Source organism: Moritella sp. 28 (assembly GCF_018219435.1).
In the GTDB taxonomy this organism is placed as follows: Bacteria; Pseudomonadota; Gammaproteobacteria; order Enterobacterales; family Moritellaceae; genus Moritella.
In genome coordinates, this window is record NZ_CP056121.1 from 4,668,172 (window position 1) to 4,689,004 (window position 20,833).

Below are 20,833 nucleotides of genomic sequence, written 5' to 3' on the forward strand. Positions count from 1 at the left end.
TATTATCCACATAAAAATATTAAACACCCATCCTGAATCACTATAAATAATTGTAAAGACTACCAAAAACACTCTAACCGTCATCTAACTGTCATCAAACTGTCACTAACGCTGCCTACCATACTGGTATAGTCCAAATAACTTATGAGTAGTCAGATGAGCACGTATCTCAACATCAATAACCTTGTTAAAAAATTCGGTGATTTCACCGCATTAAACGATATTTCTTTGCAGATCAATCAAGGCGAGTTCATCTGCTTTTTAGGTCCTTCTGGTTGCGGTAAAACCACCCTACTTCGTGCGATTGCCGGATTAGATTTAGCAACATCGGGATCTATTTTACAAGACGGTAAAGACACTACCTTCTTACCGCCAGAAAAACGTAATTTCGGTATTGTATTTCAATCTTATGCCTTGTTTCCCAACTTAACGGTTGCCGAAAATATCAGTGTGGGTTTACACAACCAAGGTAAGTCAGTGGCCGAAGCGGTGGACATTGTTAACCATTGGTTGGGGATTATTGGTTTAGCTGATTCTGCGCCTAAATACCCGAACCAACTATCTGGAGGCCAACAACAACGCGTTGCACTGGCTCGAGCATTAGCGTTATCACCGGGATTATTACTGTTAGATGAACCACTTTCAGCACTGGATGCCCAAGTGCGTTCTCATTTACGTGAAGAGATCCGTACCCTACAACGTAAACTCGGTATTACTACTATCATGGTAACCCATGACCAAGAAGAAGCCTTAGCGATGGCAGACCGTATCGTGGTCATGAATCACGGTGTGATTGAACAAGTGGGTACCCCACAAGAAATTTACGATAAACCCGCATCACGTTTTGTCGCTGAATTTGTCGGTAACATGAATTTCATTGCCAGTTCAGTGATCAGCAGCCAGCAAATTCGTATTGCTGAAACCCTGCTACCAAAACCAAAAGAGACGTTAAACCGTGGTGACATGTTTGACTTAGCTGTGCGCCCTGAAGACATTCAATTTAGTGATGATCCGCAAGGTTTGCCCATACAAGTTAAAGCAATGGAATTCCAAGGGACTTATGTGCGAGCAGAGTGCCAACTAACGGGCAATATGAATGCACCTATAATTAAAGTTGACGTACCGATTCGTGAAGTTAGAGCGCTCGGTTTAAACAATGGCGAATTTCGTCGTATTCGTTATAGCGACAATTACACCCATATATTCCCACGTAAACGAAGCAACTCACCAACCACAGTAAACACACAAGCGGTAGAGGCTTAATATGGATACGATCATCAATAAAAAGCTGATTACGCCAAATTATATACAAAGACTCACACTGGCGTTTAGCCGAGATAGCGCCATTCTTGCCAGCATTTTAATTATCTTAACTGTGCTGATGGGCTTTTTCATTTTAGCGCCGATGTTCACCATGTTTGCCAAAAGCGTCCAAGATATTAATGGTCATTTTATTGGTTTAGCAAATTTCACCGCGTATTTTGCATCCAGTGCTATGCTCAACTCGATTGCAAATACAGTCACGGTGGGATTAGTAACAACAACGATTGTTGGGGTATTAGCCTTTAGTTATGCTTATGCATTAACACGTAGCTGCATGCCATTTAAAACTTTATTTCAAATTATTGGCTCGGCGCCGATCTTAGCGCCATCATTATTACCAGCACTGAGTTTAATTTACTTATTCGGTAATCAAGGCATTGCCAAAGAGCTACTCGGTGGTGCATCCATTTACGGTATTGTCGGTATAACCATCGGCCTGACATTCTGGACCTTCCCTCATGCGCTAATGATTTTAACCACGGCATTACGCACTTCCGATGCCCGTTTATATGAGGCGGCAACCGTATTAAAAAATCATCCGATCAAAACATTTTTCATGGTGACCCTACCCGCAGCAAAATACGGCGTGATTAGCACACTCATTTTAGTGTTTACCTTAGTCGTGTGTGATTTTGGTGTACCCAAAGTGATTGGTGGCAGCTATAACGTGCTGGCAACGGATATCTTCAAGCAAGTCGTTGGTCAGCAAAATTTTGCCATGGGGGCAGTAACCAGTGTGTTACTGTTATTACCTGCAGTACTGGCTTTTGCCATTGATCGTCACGTGCAGCGTAAACAACAAAATCTATTTGATTCACGCTCTGTCGCTTACACACCCAAACCAGATAAATTACGAGATGGTATCTGTTTCTTATTCTGTAGTTCGATAGGCTTGGCGATTATCACCATTATCGGCATGGCAATATATGCATCATTTGTCACATTTTGGCCATGGAACTTAACCTTAAGCTTTAACAATTATAACTTTAGTGAAGTGAGTACCTATGGCTGGTCGCCTTATTTTAACTCATTAACGTTAGCAAGCTGGGTTGCTGTTATTGGTACTATAATTATTTTTATTGGTGCCTACGTGATTGAAAAAGGCCGTGGTTTTGGCCCAATTCGTCAACTATTACAAATGATCACTATTATTCCAATGGCGGTACCAGGTATCGTATTAGGCTTGGGTTATATCTTCTTTTTTAATGACATAAACAACCCACTAAATGGCCTATATGCAACCATGCTCTTACTGGTGGTTAATACCGTGGTACATTATTACACGGTTGGTCATATGACAGCATTAACGGCGTTAAAACAATTACCGGCAGAGATAGAAGCGATTTCAGCATCGATAAAAATGCCACAGTACAAATCATTCTTTGTCATTACGCTGCCAATTTGTACGCCAGCTATCATGGATATAGCAGCTTATCTGTTTATCAATGCATTGACCACCACATCAGCCGTTGTATTCTTGTATGCAACCGATACAATTCCAGCATCAGTGTCAGTATTAAATATGGATGATGCCGGACAAACAGGTTCTGCGGCAGCGATGGCTGTGATGATCTTAATCACCGCGGCGATCGCTAAAGTGATTCATTTAATTGCGGCATCGTTTATCAATAAACGAACTCAGGCTTGGCGTCAACAAAATTAATAACAGACCATTTATTGCTGCCTGGCACTGACATCGCTAGGTAGCTTATCGCTCGACCCCACTTGTTCGGCATAAAATAAATGAACTAGCATCAGAGGCTTTTGTGCAATACCTAAAAATTAAAGAAGAAATCCTACAGCAAATCGAATCGGGATTATTAACCTCAGGACAAAAGTTAACGTCAGAGCGCAAATTAGCAGAGGCATTCAATACTACCCGCGTGACGCTACGCGAAGCATTGTCTTTATTGGAATCTGAAGGTCGGGTATATCGTGAAGACCGTCGCGGCTGGTTTATTTCCCCAGAACCATTACGTTATGATCCAACCAATACCACCAATTTTCACAATCTCGCTCTTAGCCAACAGCGCATTCCGAAAACAGAATTGCTCAGTGCAAGCATAGTACCAGCCGATAAACATATCGCTCAATTATTACAAATAACACCACAGACTGAAGTCATCCGTATCCATCGCATCCGTTATTTAGAAGAACGTCCGGTTGTTCTTGTGACGAACTATGTATTACCTGAACGACTACCAAACTTACTCAGCCACGATTTATCGGCGTCATTAACCGATATTTATCAACAACACTATGATACGCTTTATCAAAGCACCCATTATCGGATCCGTTCATCGTCATTAGTTGCCGACACTGCCGCCCCATTACGTGCGACGTCAGGCTGCGCAGCCATGTATATAGAGCGAGTGAATCATGATCAACATGGCCAGCTACTTGATTGTGATTTGGAGTATTGGCGCCATGATGCGGTAACGATTGAAGCGCAAGCGACTCGCCAGAAATAAACATGAGTAATAGACTATTCCAATAATTCATCGTATATAAGCATCAAACATCGCGCTTTAAAGAGTGAAATAGGCTGTACTTTGTCAATGATTAAAAATAATGTAACATATCAATCAAGCTCGACTAATATAGTCATTGAATGCCCTATGTAAGTACACGCATATTTAACACTCTAAATGATAGGAATTTTATCCATGGAATATCTTGAAAAACTACTAGAGCAAGCCCCTGAGATTGCCGCTATTTACGGCACAAAAATATTATTAGCGTTAGTCATTTTTATCGTCGGTAAATACCTTGCTGGCGTAATGAAAAAAATGACCTCAAAATTACTGCTTAAACGTAATATAGATAAAACAGTAGCTTCTTTTATAAGTAACATGGCATGGACGCTGGTATTTATATTTACCATCATCGCCACCCTTAGCCAGTTTGGGGTGCAAACAGCCTCTCTGGTTGCGATTGTCGGTGCCGCAGGTTTAGCCATCGGTTTAGCTTTGCAAGGTTCACTTTCCAACTTTGCCGCGGGGGTACTTATCGTCATCTTCCGTCCTTGTCGTATCGGTGATTACATTGAAGCTGCGGGTGTAGCAGGTACAGTTGATGAAATTACCATCTTCTCTACACGCTTAATCACACCAGATAACAAAGTTGTGATCGCACCGAATGCCGCAATCATGGATGGTACAATTACTAACTATTCTGCATTAGGCCAACGTCGTTTAGACCTTGTGGTTGGCGTATCATATGACGCAGATATTAAGCAAACGAAAGCGCTTTTAATTAATGTTATCAAAAACAACGAATTTACCCTACAAGATCCAGATTACACAGTAGGTATCCTAGAGTTAGCAGACTCATCAGTAAACTTCGCGGTACGCCCTTGGGTTAGGACTAGCGATTACTGGGGTGCTTATTTTAGCATGCAAGAAGAGCTTAAACTTGCACTTGACGCTGCTGGTATTGCGATCCCTTATCCACAATTAGACTTGCATATACAAGGTAATCCAACACCACCAGCAAGCTAATGTTTAGCGATAGATAATTTTTATAGGTTCTTTACTATAAACAAAAATGGGAGCCAAATATGGCTCCCATTTTTATTGCTATGAATCTTTTTAGCAGTCTTGAACACTCAAAGATCACGACGTTCAAATAACGGTCCTTCTTTAAAGCTATATCCGCTAATATGGCTATGCGGTAAACTGCCCACCGCTTTGCCAAACTGGCGTTTATCTAAATTGATCAGATTCATGTGATCACCCGATTCAATAAACAATTGTTCCTGTTCAAACAACGTATCATCCACCAGCATATCCATACCATAAATCTGCCCGAGTGAGGGGATCGCCCCGGGTTCACAATCTTGAAATAGCGTCGCTAATTCATGCTCTGCCAATAAATAATACTGCTTTCCTGTTTGCCGATTAATCTCACCAATTAATACATGCTTGTTTGCAGGTACTACCGCCATGAGATAATCGCCGCCAATGTCGCGTAAAATGACCGCTTTAGTGACTTGTGAACTAGGAACGTGTGCAGATAGTGCAGAATTAAATGAACTTGCGGTGTGACGATGCTTAACTAAACTAAAATCAATATTGTGACTAGCCAAGAACTGGCCAACTTTGGTTGCCATACTCATTTCAGCCTCCATAAAATACTCTTTCAACAAGCAAAGTATGGAAGCTAAATCGCCACAACGCGAGTTAATCACGCATTATTTAATGAATGATATTAAACTGCACTTATTCTATATTTACGCTGTTTGTAACGCAGTAAAATAATGGCTAATAGTGCATAGACAAACCCTTGAATTAACAACTGAGTTTGAAAGTGTCTTACCATCTCAAAATCGGCGCCCATTTGATTTAATTGCAACAAACCTTGAATAGCGGCGGTACTTGGGAATAATTGCGATACTGCGACGAGCCAAGTTGGAATTTCACTCACAGGCCAAATAAAACCACTACTGAACAATACCGGCATTGAGCTAAATAAAATAACCTGTGTCGCCGTTTCAGCTTGGTTATACAATTGCCCTAAGGCCACCCCAAGACACACTACGGCCAACAAGAAAGGGACCAATAGCTTAAGGATATCCCATGCTGCCGCTAGGCGGTTGACACCATAAATATCCAATGCAAAACCAAAGTAATACAAACTAAATACCAGATACAAACTGAGGAACACGCAGCTACGCGCCAGTAACAACAATGTCGGTGATGCGGTTAACCAATAACCTTGCTCTTTCGCCCTTGAACGTTCGTTTTGACTGCCAGATAAGATACCACTGCCAATTAATAACGTTTGCTGCAAGATCAGAATAAACACCGCTGGCACCACGTAATCCAAATAACCATTAACCTGATTAAACACAGGTTGTAGGTTTAACGAAGCGGGCTGCCATTGTTGCTTAGCTAACAAGATATTTTCTTTATCAACCGTTAATCTCGCCACTTTAATCTGCGCTGATAATGTTCCGCCCGCTTTCAGGATCCCCGATGCGATGGTCGAATACGTCATAAAATAAGTAGCATCACCACCTAGCGATAAGGTGACCGCTTTTTTCATCAATAAATCACGGCGGAAATGTTCAGGAATAATTAAGAACCCTTTAATTTCTCCTTGCTCAATTAACGCTTCAGCATCCCTGACAGAGTCAACTTGACCAGTAATACGGGTATCAGGACTGGCATTAACCATGCGTATTAATTCGCGACTCATCGAACTGCGATCATAATCAATAACCACTATTTCAGCATTTCTTGATACTTGCTGAGAATACGGTAACGGATATAAGATCGAGTACATAATAATGCCACCAAATATAGTCAACAAAATACTACGGTCGGCAAAAATACTTTTTATTTCGAGTACAACAAGTGCCAAGAATTTATTCATCTTCATGCCCCATTGCTGGCTTGTTTATATTATTCAAAACGGCGAGCTCACGATGGCGCTTAATACGAAATATTGCCACAACTAGCGTCAATACAAAGAAGCCTAATGACGTGAGTTGCGGTAACAAGGTCATAAAGCCTTGCCCGTAATTAACCTGCCCTATTTGCAACTGCATATAATGCGTAATCGGTAATAACGAACGCCATATTTGTGCTAGCTGCGGCATACTTTCTGCTGGAAATGTCACTCCCATAAATGCAAATGCTGGGGCTGAATAGGCCGCGCCCATACTAATTGCTTGGGTCAGGTCCATCGTTAATGTAAAGATAAATAATGCTATCGCTTGACCTGCTAATACCCCCGCAACCAGAATTAATAATAAATAACCCCAGTTGCCATGCATGGGCAAACTTAAATAACCGTAAAAGAAACTTAAAAATAATAAACCATGGACAACAGAAAGTAAGGTATAGGGTAGTAACTTGCCAATCACAGCACTAACGACCGCACCATCCGCACGCTGAAACCAGTTATTTTGGGTATTGTTTTTATATTCCAACCCAAATGCCAACAGCACCGACACCAAAATAAAGATTTGCCATAGCGCAGGAATAGCGGCTGTGACCAAGAAAGGTACATAATTAGTTGACGCATTATAAAGCGGGTTAACTTGCGTTGATATCGGCGCGACAGCCCCTTTAATCACAGCTAGGTTCCCCCCACTCGCCAATGTTTTAACCGCATCAATTTGTGCTGTAAACGTGGCAAAGGTCTTCGCCATATTTGACGATACCAACTTACCAATTAACACGTACTGCGCATTGTAGAAAGTACTGACTTCTGGGGTCATCGCGAGATAAATTTGCTTTTCAAACTCACGCGGAATATACACGACAGCATACACCTCACCACGCTGCATTAGTGCTTTACCTTCGGCAAGACTTGTCAATTGAGCCGTCACCGCAAGCGAAGGACTGCCATCAATATAACGCACCAAGCTGCGTGACAATCGGCTGTGGTCTTGATCAACAACCGCGACAGAAAGATCACGTGGAATCCCCTGTGAAAAAATAGCATACACCAACAACATGCAAGCAATTGGTAACCAAGTCACCAATGATAGTTGCCATTTCGATGCCAATATCAGTTGGTTTTCCCGCTGCCAAACCGCTTTGACCTGAGTAATAAATAAACTCATCATCAAACCAACTTACTGCGCTGTCGCTGACGGAGCCAGCTCAACTAATACACTCATACCGACACGTAGATCAGCAATAGGCTTAACAGGTCTTGCTTCAATTTCAAAAGTACGTAAATCGAACCCTTTCGCACTGTCTGTCGATCGCCAAGTCGCATAATCCCCCATCACTGCAATATGAGATATTTGATATTGGTATGTTGCCTCACCTAACGCTGGAATACGCGCCGTTAATATCGTGCCTTTTTTCAACCGTGGTAATAAATCCTCACGAATATTAAATACCGCCCAGCTATCCTTAATATCGACAATACTCACCACAGGAAAACCAGTCGGTGCAAGCTCACCCTCTTTTAATAATATCTGTACCACTTCACCATCACGCTGTGCGTATTGCTTGGTATCTTTAGTATAAGACTCGACTTCAGCAACCACACCTTCCGCCATGCGTTCTTGCTCGATAGCCGCTTGTTTGGTTTCTTTACGCGCCCCTTCTTTAGCCATTTGATAACCTTGATACGCGGCATTTTGAGTATATTTAGCTGCTTGCCACTTGGTGTAGACTTCATCACGTTTTTGCTCAGGCAATACTCCGTCTTTATAAAGATTATCAACTCGCTGATAGGTTTTTTCCATCAACTCCGCTGCCGCTTGAGCTTTTTTCCACTGATCGTTAGCCGCAATAACTTGCTGTTCACGGGCACCTGATTCAGCTTGCTTACGCATCGCACTTGCCGCAGAACGACCCGCTTTTGCTTGCGCCAACTTAGCCTCTAATTCAGGACTCGCCAGTGAGAAGATTAATTGCCCTTGGCTAACCAATTCGCCTTTTTTTACGTCTACCGAGGCAATACGCCCCGGTATCTTAGACGATATATTATATTGCTCGGCTTCTATTTGACCTTGTAACAATATGCTTTTCGGCTCGTAAGCACTATTGAATTCAAATACCAGCCAGCCAATAACAGCGAGTGCGACTACCGCAATGATGCCTGTTTTAACGTTACTCATTTATTTAACCTCGATACCATTGATTTTTAGATAGTCCATAAAGCGATCGATATCGCCGCTAACAGATAGTAATTGTGCAAGTGATTTAACATAGTTATAGCTTGCAGATAGACGCTGAACACGAATACTCGTTGCATATAACTGTGCATCGGCCATTTCCAGTGATGTTGATAGACCTTGGCTAAATGCCTTTTGACGCAGTACCACAGTTTCTTCTGATAACGCTTGGCTCGATGCCAAAGAATTATATTCTTCTAACGCTTGGCTCATTTCGGCATAGGTTTTCTCCACTAGAATGGATAAATCTTGCTGCATTTGCATTTGTAATAAGTTCACACGACGTACTGAACTTTTTGCTGCAACAACTTCTTGCGAAGTACCCGAACGCTCAATAATAGGAATACGAACACCAACACCGACCATCCATTCTGGTACCGATTGGCCCATAACAGAGTCATCAGAATATAAATTATAATTACCGTACAGCATCACTTCTGGTAGATGCTTAGCGAAAGCCATTTCAACCATGCCTTTAGCTTGCTCACGCTTGGCATTTAAAACCGCAATACCAGGATGGTCTGTTAATGTTTTGCTTAAATATGGCGTTACAGAAGTCGCACTGTTATTCACAAATAACGGCGTGGTTGGTAATACCGAATCTTGCTGTTTTAACATCTTGGTTAACGCAAGTTTGGCAATTTCATAATCACGTAGCGATTTTTGCGCTTCAATTTGCGCTTTGTCTAACGAGACTTGCGCCATAAGTCGTTCAACTTTGGCTATTTGACCTTGCTGTTCTAATTTAATCGCGTGATTAAGGTGATCGGCTAAAGCATCCACCGCATCGAGACGAACTTGATACACTTGCTCGGATAACACCACCCCAAAATAATACTGCACCAATTGCGTAAATGTCGCACGCGTAGCTAAATCATAATTACTTTCCGCTTCACTCACTTGTGCTTCACGAATATCTTGTGCCGCGGTAATTCGACCGCCAGTATAAATCGGCAATACTGCATTCAATGAAGAGTGAGCTACATTTTGATTGGATAACGGGACGCTATTAGGGAGCATTCCAGCTATTATAGGGGAAATAGCACCCACTTTTCCTTTCACCCCTGATGTATCGATTTCTATCGGTTTATCTAAATGAGTATATGACCCCGTAATATCAACATTCGGCAAATAGAGCGACTTCGCTGCACTCTGTAATGCTTCAGAGTGCTTCACTTCTTCTTTTTTTGCTTGCAATGCATCATTTTTCTGCACTACTTGATACCAAGCTTCAGAAAAATCGATAGCAGCAGCTTGTACATTACAACTTAATGCAATGGCAGAAATAACGCCATAAAAGACTGTTTTCATACTTTATTCCTAAAATCACGCCGTTGTGGCATAGCCCGTTGATATTAATTAATTAATATCAAACAATTAAACAACGATGGGTAATATTTTCAATAACTGTACACACGGTCACGTTTATACAATAACAACCACAAATAGAGTTTATACTCTAAAAATAGAATGTAGAAGATGACAATGAATAACCAAGAACGAATGATAACGTATAAATTTGTTGATAACTATGTCAGTGTTAGACTAATTTTAATAACGCTTAGTCCATAAGCGCACAACTGTAGATGTTAATGCGCCATAGTTAGGTCCATAAAAAACGTAAAATTGCATTTAATTATCATATTCCGATGGTGTCTTATGGCTTAGGTGCGTACAATTATGCCCACGAAATAACTGAGAGAAAATCGATGCCTTGGATCCAATTAAAAATTAATGCTAACGAAGAAACAGCTGAGAAGATAAGCAACATGCTATCTGGCGCAGGAGCAAGTGCTGTCACATTTATGGACTCACAAGATACACCAATCTTTGAACCACTGCCGGGTGAAACACTGCTTTGGGGTGATACTGATGTAACAGGTTTGTTTGATGCAGATAAAGACATGCAGCCAATCCTCGCTTTCTTAGCAAAAACCAAGGTATTAGGTCCAGATTTCCGCTATAAATTAGAATTATTAGAAGATAAAGATTGGGAACGCGAATGGATGGAAAACTTTCATCCAATGCAGTTTGGTGAGCGTCTATGGATCTGCCCAAGCTGGCGCCCAGTGCCAGATGAAAATGCCGTTAACGTCATGCTTGACCCAGGTTTAGCATTTGGTACTGGTACCCACCCGACTACCGCCTTATGCCTAACATGGTTAGATGGCCAAGATTTAGCTGGTAAAACCGTTGTCGATTTCGGTTGTGGCTCTGGTATCTTAGCAATCGCAGCACTTAAACTAGGCGCAAAACGTGTGATCGGGGTAGATATCGACCCACAAGCTATCTTAGCAAGTCGTGATAACGCTGAACGTAATGGCGTTGCAGACCAAATTGAATTGTATTTACCCGCAGATCAACCTGAAGGTATCAAAGCTGATATCGTGGTTGCGAATATCCTTGCAGCACCACTACGTGAGCTATCAGGGCTTATCGTCAGCTTCTTAAAACCAGGTGGTAAACTGGCCTTATCTGGTATTTTGGATCACCAAGCAGCAGAATTGAACGAAATTTATCGTCAGCACTGTATCATGGATGAACCAACATTCTCTGATGAGTGGGCACGCTTAAACGGCCAAATCAAATAATACTAGCCATACTGTTTATTCTACATAAGCAAATTCAAAAACGAGGCTTGTGTAGATAAAACGAACAGTAAGTACGTAAAAAACGTGCGAACAGTAATTAATCAGGCTAAAATGCAAGCTATCTCAATTTCACATTTAATCTAAGTGAAAATTGAATAATAAGTAATTTAGCTCGATTATCTGTTGTTATAATTTGATTTTGAGGTGTTTTTTTTACTATTTAATGATTTTAACTAAAAAAATATTCAATAGTCTAATTATTAACCTTTTAACTCGGGTGAAAACTGCGTAACATACGCCGCCTTAGAGCAAATGAGCCGCAACAGATGAAAATAGGTCCTTATCTTCTGGATAACCAACTATTCTTGGCTCCAATGGCTGGTGTTACTGACCGCCCCTTCCGTCAACTTTGTCGTGAATTGGGTGTTGGTATGGCCGTGTCAGAGATGTTATCGAGTAACCCTCGAGTTTGGTCTTCAGAAAAATCGCAACAGCGTATGGATCATGCTGGCGAAACCGGGATCCGTTCAGTGCAAATCGCAGGTGCAGATCCGGCGTTGATGGCAGCAGCCGCGCAGCATAATGTAAAAAATGGTGCGCAGATCATTGATATCAACATGGGTTGTCCTGCGAAAAAAGTGAATAAAAAAATGGCTGGGTCTGCATTAATGCAACATCCGGAGCAAGTGAAGCTAATCTTAGACGCGGTAACGAACGCGGTTGATGTACCAGTAACACTAAAGATACGTACCGGTTGGGATCCAGAAAATCGCAATGGTATACAGATAGCAGAAATCGCAGAGCAAGCTGGAATTCAAGCCCTTGCGGTTCATGGTCGTACTCGAGCCTGCCTGTATAAGGGCAATGCAGAATACGACACTATAAAAGCGATTAAAGCTAGCATTAGCATTCCTGTGATCGCGAATGGTGATATTGATAGCCCAGAAAAAGCAAAGCAGGTACTTGAGTACACAGGTGCAGACGGTCTTATGATCGGACGTCCCGCTCAAGGTAATCCTTGGATTTTTCGGGAAATAAATCACTATCTTAAAACAGGTGAAAAATTACCCGTACCAACTGCAGACGAAGTTCGCCGAGTCATTTTGCAACATGTCGAAAACCTACACCAGTTTTACGGTGAGTTTAAGGGCGTTCGATTTGCACGCAAACACGTCGGTTGGTACATACAACACCAGACTAATGGTGTTGAGTTTCGTAAAAGCTTTAATGCATTGGAGAGTTCTGCTGAACAACACCTTGCATTAATGAAATATTTTGATGATTTAAGCTAACGAGAAGAGCAATATATGTTTGAACAAAATCTGGCTCCTAGTGCCCTAACAACTACTGCAACCGTGCAACAAGCTGAGCAAATTGTACAGAAACCATTACGTGATTCTGTCCAACAAGCACTACGAAATTACCTTGCACAATTAAATGGCCAAGACGTAGAAAACCTTTATGACTTGGTATTAGCAGAAGTTGAAGCGCCAATGCTAGATATCATTATGCAGTATACTCGCGGTAACCAAACCCGTGCAGCTGTGATGATGGGCATCAACCGTGGTACTCTTCGGAAGAAACTAAAACGTTACGGTATGAACTAAGCGTCATTGTCATAACGTAATGTAATAAAAAGCCAGCCCTGATAAATCAGGACTGGCTTTTTTTATACACAAAATAAGATGTGCCAATAAAATGAATAAATTATATTTCCGGCGTTAATACTTGATATACATATCCGGGTAATTCAGAACTCAACTTAGTCGCTAATCGTTGCTCTAATAATTGCTCACTTTGTGCAGAGATCTTAAATGGCCAACGTTTATTACTAATACTGCTGTTGCCATCCATCACATTCAATACAATGTTGCCACGTAACCAATACCACGCCTGACGTTGTTCTACAGCGCCTTTATCCAATGTTAATACTAGTTTGTATTGGCTATCATCTTTTAGCTGTACGCCAACCTCTGACGCCCCTCCCTGCAAAGACAATAACGCTTGATCATCTGTTGCCAACGTTGAAAATGATAATGCAGCTAAACGGCTTTTAATCATTTTAGTTAAGGTTTCGACCGAATATTCAACGTTAATGTCATTCCCTGTCACAACTCGTAGATTATTATTGTCATTTAAGCGTGTAATTTGGCGCTGACGGGCACTTTCTAATGAACTAAGGGCAATAAGAGGGTTCGGCGCTTGCTGCTCAGCATACTTCACTGCTGCACTTGTTTGTTCATCTGCAGCGCGTATTGACTGCATAAATAATGCCGCCGCAGGTGCTTTTTTCATTACTGCGAGACTAGACTGCTCACCGCTAACCGGATCCTGCCAGCGTTCGACAATACGGGTGCCTTGCAGAACTTGTTGCGCTTGCGTGTTTACAAAACGAGATAAGGTTTGCTTGTTATCGACCTGACGAATAGTACTGCCACTGGCATTACTTTGACTGATACTTGCTTCGCTAAAATCAATACTTTCATCAGCAATCGATACTTCAAAAATTTTTGCTAAATTAGCTAATGCACGATTATCTGCCACACTAGCCGATTTCGCTTGACCAGATGCGCTTAAATAAACGTTTTCAGGATAGTTAACATCAGCACCGTCTAACCAAGCTGGACGTTCAGGGGTACTACTACACGCGCTCATCAAGATTGCAGCAGCAGAAATTAAACTGGTAGAAAAGAATTTATTTATCATATGTTCGAGTCCTGTAACAAGCCGTTACTTGAACGCTAGCCCACATTGAATATAGGGCCAGCAATTCATGAATAACTAAGGTGATAAGGTGTAGTATGCCTTTTTAGCGGCACTTGAATAGAATAGTAAAACGGTTTTACCCGGCTTCAATAACAAAGGCTTCGCACTAACAACAACCGGAACATCGGTAATATTCGTCATTGCTACCGTCTCTGAACTCGGGTCATCCATACTAACAAGATTATCTTTATCATTAGCAAGTGTTGTATTTGACTGCGGTAAACTAAATCCGTTGTCAGATTCAGCGGCACTATTGCTAGTCTTATCGGTAATACTTGCGGTTGCATTAACTAATGTTGGGTCAACTGATGCTGCTAATACAGGTATAACGGGCGCGATATCAGTAACAGATAAGCCTCTAGTCTGGCTTGGTTGCTGTAAATAATAAGCGCCTGGATCTAATGCCAAACGTTGCACTTGAATACTCGCCGGTAGCATATTCCAGCTACGTACATCAGCCATTTCACTGACCATGCTAGTAACATTCAATAACAAGGTCGCTAATCCACCCTCGTCATTTTTCTTCACTTCGTGTAATGCAGTTTGTTTAATAATAACCCGCGCTAATGCTGCTGCATATATATCAGCAGACTCAGCATCAAGATCGGCACGTGCTAATAAGTTTACATCATCAAATATTTCAGTTTCGGCCGTTTTACCAAGTACGCTAAAGCGCCAAGGTACAGGTTTAACATAATCATTGTCATAATAAGGTAATGCCAAGGAAATGTTATAGCCTAAACTTGGTACATAAACACTTAAATAACGTTGTTGCTTCGCTGATACAACACCGCCCCAATATACTAAGACCAACTGACTTTTACTGCGATCAGGCGACTTTACGTCATGGCCAAATTTTTTCACATATTTAGCATGTTCAGAGCTGAGACCTAATTGCTTAGACGCAAGCAGTAAGCTGTCTTGCAATACTCTCGGTATCTTGATCTTACTGGTTTGCATTACTTGGTAAGCTTGGCGATAACTGATCATGGCATTATCGGTTTCACCGCCAAGTTCATACACCAAACCGCCCAAATAATAACTACTTGATACTAGCCCTGATAATCCATTATCCGACAGCCCTTTTGCCAACTCTTGCATTTGCAATACTTCAACACGGGCGCCATCAAGGTCATCTTCCATCAAGTAAGACAAGATCAATAACTGCTGTAATAACATTCGTTCACTGGCAGTACTGGTATAGCTCCGTAACGTTTCATTAACCGTTACAGCGCCAATGTTTTCGCTAACACTTAACGCTTGTAACTGATTAATTTCAGTTTTAGCGGCTTGTAGTTCACGAATACCACCCGCAAAATCACCATTTACAGCGCGCAATAAGCCTAATGTCAGTTTATATTGGGCTAAGTCACGCTCGGGGTATTCCCGTTGCGCAACGTCGGCCAATACCTGACTGGCATTACCATTATCTAGCGTTTGTGCCAAATCATTGAGTTGATGCTGCTGCAACGAGCAGCCTTGCAACAAGCTAAATACGATAACCGCGAGATAACGCCGCGAACGTAAAAATGTTAATACAGCTTTCATTACGACCTATTAATAACGTAGTTTACCGTTAGACACGAGTTTCTTCAGTTTCTTCTGACCAACCCATACTTTGCGGTTATCCGCTAGGCTGATTAGGCTTAAATCAACTTGGTAATAACGTACTTGCTCGCTAGATGCAGTATCAAGAATTGTGTTGATCTGACCTTTTAGGATAAAGTCTGCACCTTTCTCTTGGCCTGCAGCTTTACGTGTTGATTCAGAAGAATTTAAATCTTGGTCAATACGCTCTTCACGGATCTCGCTACGTTCGTCACTTGATGCAACAAACTCAACACGACCACTGTTAATTAATTCACGTTCCATTTCATTAACAAATGTTTTGGTATTAATGTGTTCATGGCTTAAATTACGCACAGAACCCACGATCACAGCAGGTGCTTTACCTGTTTTTGCCGCGAAGTTGCTATACCAAGGACGCGCTAGCGCATCGCTGATCATTTCCTGCGCTACCATTTGTGAATCAGTATCATTCCAAGCACCACTTAAATCTACCGTTTGACCCGCATCAATACGCTCTACAGAGGTACTACAGCCGGCTAATAATGACGATACTAAGATCGAGCCTAATACTAATTTGAATAACTTATTCATTGCTATTTTCCTTTCCAATTTGACGAACGACTATTAATAACTTACTAAATACGGTTACTGCTTTGATTCTAATGCTGCTGCACGCTTAATTGCCGCTTCAAGATCAGACAGGTCTAATTCTGCAAAAGCATAAATATCGCCATTGTCTGGGTTCTTCCAACGGCCAATAATTTTCACGCCATTCAGTGCTAATTTCGTTTTCGCTTTAATTTCGCGCTCAACATTAGCGCTTACTTCACCATTGGCAGCGGCTGTATAATCAGCCTGCATCGCATCAACAGATGTAGCTAGGATACGCGCTATTTCGGCACGTGCACGACTATCTGCAACAGATTTTTGTAAAGATTCGTCAGCAATGCCATTTGACATCCCTACACCGTGTAATAGACGGCCTGAATCATTTTCAACGGCTTGTGTACCAATATTAACCCAATCAGGTGCACCACTAACGCCTAAGTCGCTGTCAATGCTAGTTTGACTAGAACATGCTGATAATAAAGCCATTATTCCGGCTGCGACCGTAACTTTCAATGTTGCTATTTTCATGATTAACTTATCCCTAAAAAGTGTTTAGATAATATATAGTATTATAATTTAAAATAATATTTAGCCAAATACACTTACGTAGCCTTTACACAAGCATAAAAAAAACCAGACAATCTACCGATAGTCTGGTTTATTTTGTTCAAATTTACCGATATCGGTAGCTATGACAACTAAATTATCAAATAGTTATGACTTATATCGCATCCATTTGATCTAATGGCCAACGTGGGCGTGCAGTGATCTCTAAACTGTCATCGCCACCGTGACGTAAACGCTGTAAACCGGCATACGCGATCATCGCGCCATTATCAGTACAGAACTCAATACGCGGGTAAAATACTTCGCCGTTTTGCTTATTCATCATTTCTGCTAATTTGATGCGTAAGTATTTATTTGCACTTACACCACCAGCAACAACCAGACGCTTAATACCGGTTTCTTTAATTGCTCTTCTTAACTTAATCGAAATGGTATCTACAACCGCTTCTTGGAATGCAAACGCAATATCAGCACGGGTTTGTTCATCAACCGCATCTGCACCCGCTTCTTCTGCTAACTTCTTTTCTTTAGCAATCGTATTCGCCGCGAATGTTTTTAGCCCTGAAAAACTAAAGTCTAAGCCGGGACGATCAGTCATTGGGCGTGGAAACTTATAACGTCCAGCGACACCGTTATCTGCTAATGCTGATAATCTTGGGCCACCAGGGTAATCTAAGCCCAGCAGTTTCGCGGTTTTATCAAATGCTTCACCGGCAGCGTCATCAACAGATTCACCCAGTAATTCATATTGACCAATACCATCAACACGCACGATCTGAGTATGACCACCCGACACTAGCATCGCTAAGAAAGGAAAATCAGGGGTTTTCTCTTCAAGCATTGGCGCTAACATATGACCTTCCATATGGTTAATACCTAATGCCGGAATATCCCACGCATAAGCAATACTACGACCAACCGTCGCCCCCACCATTAATGCACCAACCAGTCCAGGACCCGTTGTATAGGCAATACCGTCAATATCATCTTTAGTACAGCCCGCTTCTGCTAATGCGGCTTTAATCAGTGGAATAATTTTACGCACATGATCACGTGACGCTAATTCCGGTACCACACCGCCATAATCGGCATGCAGTTTTACTTGGCTATAAAGTTGATGAGCCATTAGCCCTTGTTCATCACAATAAATTGCAATGCCGGTCTCATCACATGATGTTTCTATTCCTATTACGCGCATTTTATTCATTCACCTTATACATGACTGCACAATAGTACCTGCGCTATACTTATTTCTCCAGCGCCAAATTATTACGCTTTACATTTAATCGCGTTCTAGAGTACAATTCGGCACCATTTTTATAGAATTTCTATAAAAATATTTTTAGGTTCCAGATAACTTGGAACCATCAAGCCCAAAGGTTGGAAGAAAACATGCCAGTAATTAAAGTACGTGAAAACGAACCGTTTGACGTTGCACTACGTCGTTTCAAACGCTCTTGCGAAAAAGCAGGTATCTTGTCTGAAGTACGTCGTCGTGAGCATTACGAAAAACCTACTACAGTTCGTAAACGTGCTAAAGCAGCAGCATCTAAGCGTCTAGCTAAGAAACTGTCTCGTGAAAATGCACGTCGCGTACGTCTATACTAATCTCTATTAGTATAACTACTGTATGCATTTTAGGCTTATCCCACTGAGTAAGTTTCTGACTTAGTCTGCTGAAGATAACGCCTATTAACAAGCCGTGAACTCCTAGAGTCACGGCTTGTTTGCTTTTCAAGACTCATAAAATTTATTACCCTAGTCTTATAACGATGCCAGTACATAACTGATTTGTTCAAAATAAGTCACGTATTTACTGTAATTGTTACTGTAATTGCGATTCCCAATAATCTTCACACTCATTAGTTAGGTACATATGGCCGGTAGAATACCTCGCGACTTTATCGATGGCTTGATAGGTCGAGCTGATATCGTAGATATCGTCGAAAAACGCGTAAAGCTTAAAAAAGCAGGTAAAAACTACCATGCTTGCTGCCCGTTCCATAATGAGAAAAGCCCTTCTTTTACTGTCAGCCAAGATAAACAGTTCTACCATTGCTTTGGTTGTGGTGCGCACGGTAACGCCATTGGTTTTTTAATGGAATACGACAACCTTGAGTTTGTCGACGCCATTGAAGATTTAGCGGGCTTTTACGGTGTTACAGTACCCAGAGAAGAAGGTGGCAATAATAACGGCCCGACAGCACCTGAGCGTAAAGATTATTACCAACTACTCGAAAGTGTCACGCGCTTCTATCAGTACCAATTAAAAGAACACCCGAATAAACGTGTGGTTAATGACTATTTAAAGCAGCGCGGACTGTCTGCAGAAGTCATTACTAAATATGCCATTGGGTATGCAGCCCCAGGTTGGGACAACGTATTAAAACGCTTTGGCCGTGACAAACACACCGAAGAACAGTTGCTCACCACAGGTGTGTTAATTGAGAACGAAGGTCAATCACGTCGTTACGATCGTTTTCGTGAACGCGTCATGTTCCCGATCCGGGATAAACGTGGACGTGTCATTGGTTATGGTGGTCGAGTACTGGGTGATGAAAAACCAAAATACCTGAATTCACCCGAAACACCGATCTTCCATAAAGGTAAAGAGCTTTATGGACTATATGAAGTACGTCAGGCTTATAAAGAGATACCCAAAATTGTCGTGGTTGAAGGGTATATGGACGTGGTGGCATTGGCCCAGTTTGGGATTGATTATGCAGTCGCGTCACTGGGTACATCGACATCTGGCGATCACATGCAGACCTTGTTCCGCAATACCAATGAAGTGATCTGTTGTTACGATGGCGATAAAGCAGGTCGTGCCGCTGCATGGCGTGCACTCGAAAATGCCTTACCGCAATTACGTGATGGTAAAGATCTAAAATTTGTATTTTTACCCGATGGTGAAGACCCTGATTCATTGGTTCGTAACCAAGGTAAAGATGCACTTGAGCAACTGTTTAAAGATGCACAGACCTTACCGGATTTTTTATTCAGCCGCTTAAGCCAAGATATCGATACCCATACCGATGTAGGGCGTAGTAAATTAGCCAGCCAAGCTAAGCCGCTGATTGAAAAAATGCCTGACGGTTTCTACCGTGGTATCGTATTAAAAAAATTAGCACGTTTCTTAGCTTGGGATGAAGCCAAGTTAAATAAACTATTTACTACTGTAGCGACGAGTAAGCCGGCCAAAAAATCGCTCCAAATAACACCAATACGCCGCGCGATTGGTTTATTATTACAAAATCCTCACATTGGTTTTAACCTGCCGGTATTCGATGATTTAAAGCAATTAAAATTACCCGGCATTAATATTTTATTAAAATTATTAGCACAAACAAACAGTAGCGATCAGATCAATACAGCACAGTTATTAGAATATTGGCACGATACACCAGAGCAGAAAGCACTGATAAAACTAGCTGTTTGGGATCATGGAGCAGATGAAGCGGTCGAAGCAGAGTTTTTCGATACTTTATTTGTTCTTTCAACACAAGTCATCGAACAACGTTTCAGTGAACTACAATTGAAATTAGCGCAAGGTGGATTGACTAAAGCTGAGCGTTTAGAATATAAAAGTATTCTCGATGAATTAAAATCATCATAACGCTTGAAATATGATCCATTAAACCCCATTTAATGTACTAACAAAAAAGAGTCGAATTAAATCGATTTATTACACTGAGTTAAAAGCTTTCGCCTAATATAACGTGATAAAAGTTAAAATTACGCGCATTTTGACCACATAATTATACCA

General features: G+C 41.5%; 19 protein-coding genes. 9 read left to right on the plus strand and 10 right to left on the minus strand.

All coding sequences use genetic code 11. The features are described from left to right. Positions 1 to 156 precede the first annotated feature (156 nt). The 4 genes from HWV02_RS20775 to HWV02_RS20790 all read left to right on the plus strand — a co-directional run bounded on the left by HWV02_RS20775 (position 157) and on the right by HWV02_RS20790 (position 4,823). Complete coding sequence (locus HWV02_RS20775; RefSeq protein ID WP_211689265.1) at positions 157 to 1,263, plus strand: putative 2-aminoethylphosphonate ABC transporter ATP-binding protein; 1,107 nt, start codon at positions 157 to 159, stop codon at positions 1,261 to 1,263. Between the two features lies 1 nt (position 1,264). After that, positions 1,265 to 2,986 carry a putative 2-aminoethylphosphonate ABC transporter permease subunit gene (locus HWV02_RS20780; protein WP_211677719.1) on the plus strand — a complete coding sequence of 574 codons (1,722 nt, stop codon included), beginning with the start codon at positions 1,265 to 1,267 and terminating at the stop codon, positions 2,984 to 2,986. Positions 2,987 to 3,089: 103 nt separating this feature from the next. Next, the gene (gene phnR, locus HWV02_RS20785; protein ID WP_211677720.1) at positions 3,090 to 3,794 is read left to right on the plus strand and encodes a phosphonate utilization transcriptional regulator PhnR; all 705 of its coding nucleotides are present in this window, start codon (positions 3,090 to 3,092) and stop codon (positions 3,792 to 3,794) included. Positions 3,795 to 3,989: 195 nt separating this feature from the next. Further along, positions 3,990 to 4,823 (plus strand): mechanosensitive ion channel family protein, encoded by an 834-nt coding sequence (locus HWV02_RS20790; protein ID WP_211677721.1) that lies wholly within the window; start codon positions 3,990 to 3,992, stop codon positions 4,821 to 4,823. Between the two features lie 107 nt (positions 4,824 to 4,930). Here HWV02_RS20790 and HWV02_RS20795 read toward each other — a convergent pair whose 3' ends face one another. From HWV02_RS20795 to HWV02_RS20815, 5 genes are all read right to left on the minus strand, one after another. Then, on the minus strand, positions 4,931 to 5,440 hold the full coding sequence (locus tag HWV02_RS20795; RefSeq protein ID WP_045112363.1) for an aminoacyl-tRNA deacylase: 510 nt from the start codon (positions 5,438 to 5,440) through the stop codon (positions 4,931 to 4,933). A gap of 92 nt (positions 5,441 to 5,532) precedes the next feature. Then, positions 5,533 to 6,699, minus strand: coding sequence for an ABC transporter permease (locus HWV02_RS20800; RefSeq protein ID WP_255546960.1), 1,167 nt, complete (start codon positions 6,697 to 6,699; stop codon positions 5,533 to 5,535). After that, the gene (locus HWV02_RS20805; protein ID WP_255546961.1) at positions 6,692 to 7,900 is read right to left on the minus strand and encodes an ABC transporter permease; all 1,209 of its coding nucleotides are present in this window, start codon (positions 7,898 to 7,900) and stop codon (positions 6,692 to 6,694) included. Before HWV02_RS20805 ends, HWV02_RS20800 begins: the two co-directional genes overlap by 8 nt. Before the next feature lie 9 nt (positions 7,901 to 7,909). Beyond that, complete coding sequence (locus HWV02_RS20810; protein WP_211689266.1) at positions 7,910 to 8,908, minus strand: HlyD family secretion protein; 999 nt, start codon at positions 8,906 to 8,908, stop codon at positions 7,910 to 7,912. Next, complete coding sequence (locus HWV02_RS20815; protein ID WP_211677724.1) at positions 8,909 to 10,276, minus strand: TolC family protein; 1,368 nt, start codon at positions 10,274 to 10,276, stop codon at positions 8,909 to 8,911. Between the two features lie 398 nt (positions 10,277 to 10,674). Between HWV02_RS20815 and prmA the strand changes: the two genes are divergently transcribed. From prmA to fis, 3 genes are all read left to right on the plus strand, one after another. Further along, the gene (gene prmA, locus HWV02_RS20820) at positions 10,675 to 11,556 is read left to right on the plus strand and encodes a 50S ribosomal protein L11 methyltransferase (protein ID WP_211673261.1); all 882 of its coding nucleotides are present in this window, start codon (positions 10,675 to 10,677) and stop codon (positions 11,554 to 11,556) included. Between the two features lie 326 nt (positions 11,557 to 11,882). After that, on the plus strand, positions 11,883 to 12,848 hold the full coding sequence (dusB, locus tag HWV02_RS20825) for a tRNA dihydrouridine synthase DusB (protein ID WP_211673262.1): 966 nt from the start codon (positions 11,883 to 11,885) through the stop codon (positions 12,846 to 12,848). 15 nt (positions 12,849 to 12,863) lie between these two features. Next, positions 12,864 to 13,163 carry a DNA-binding transcriptional regulator Fis gene (fis, locus tag HWV02_RS20830; RefSeq protein ID WP_045108812.1) on the plus strand — a complete coding sequence of 100 codons (300 nt, stop codon included), beginning with the start codon at positions 12,864 to 12,866 and terminating at the stop codon, positions 13,161 to 13,163. 100 nt (positions 13,164 to 13,263) lie between these two features. Here fis and HWV02_RS20835 read toward each other — a convergent pair whose 3' ends face one another. The 5 genes from HWV02_RS20835 to tsaD all read right to left on the minus strand — a co-directional run bounded on the left by HWV02_RS20835 (position 13,264) and on the right by tsaD (position 18,265). Then, positions 13,264 to 14,262 (minus strand): LPP20 family lipoprotein, encoded by a 999-nt coding sequence (locus HWV02_RS20835; RefSeq protein WP_211689267.1) that lies wholly within the window; start codon positions 14,260 to 14,262, stop codon positions 13,264 to 13,266. Positions 14,263 to 14,337: 75 nt separating this feature from the next. Further along, complete coding sequence (locus HWV02_RS20840) at positions 14,338 to 15,870, minus strand: hypothetical protein (RefSeq protein ID WP_211689268.1); 1,533 nt, start codon at positions 15,868 to 15,870, stop codon at positions 14,338 to 14,340. 9 nt (positions 15,871 to 15,879) lie between these two features. After that, positions 15,880 to 16,482 carry a penicillin-binding protein activator LpoB gene (locus tag HWV02_RS20845; RefSeq protein ID WP_211673265.1) on the minus strand — a complete coding sequence of 201 codons (603 nt, stop codon included), beginning with the start codon at positions 16,480 to 16,482 and terminating at the stop codon, positions 15,880 to 15,882. Positions 16,483 to 16,536: 54 nt separating this feature from the next. After that, entirely contained in the window at positions 16,537 to 17,028 is a 492-nt protein-coding gene (locus HWV02_RS20850) for an LPP20 family lipoprotein (RefSeq protein ID WP_211673266.1), read from the minus strand. Positions 17,029 to 17,221: 193 nt separating this feature from the next. Further along, the gene (gene tsaD, locus HWV02_RS20855; RefSeq protein WP_211673267.1) at positions 17,222 to 18,265 is read right to left on the minus strand and encodes a tRNA (adenosine(37)-N6)-threonylcarbamoyltransferase complex transferase subunit TsaD; all 1,044 of its coding nucleotides are present in this window, start codon (positions 18,263 to 18,265) and stop codon (positions 17,222 to 17,224) included. A 194-nt stretch (positions 18,266 to 18,459) separates the two neighbouring features. Here tsaD and rpsU point away from each other — a divergent pair, with 194 nt between their 5' ends. Next, positions 18,460 to 18,675 carry a 30S ribosomal protein S21 gene (rpsU, locus tag HWV02_RS20860; protein ID WP_006032380.1) on the plus strand — a complete coding sequence of 72 codons (216 nt, stop codon included), beginning with the start codon at positions 18,460 to 18,462 and terminating at the stop codon, positions 18,673 to 18,675. Between the two features lie 268 nt (positions 18,676 to 18,943). Then, positions 18,944 to 20,683, plus strand: coding sequence for a DNA primase (dnaG, locus tag HWV02_RS20865; RefSeq protein WP_211677727.1), 1,740 nt, complete (start codon positions 18,944 to 18,946; stop codon positions 20,681 to 20,683). Positions 20,684 to 20,833: the final 150 nt, after the last annotated feature.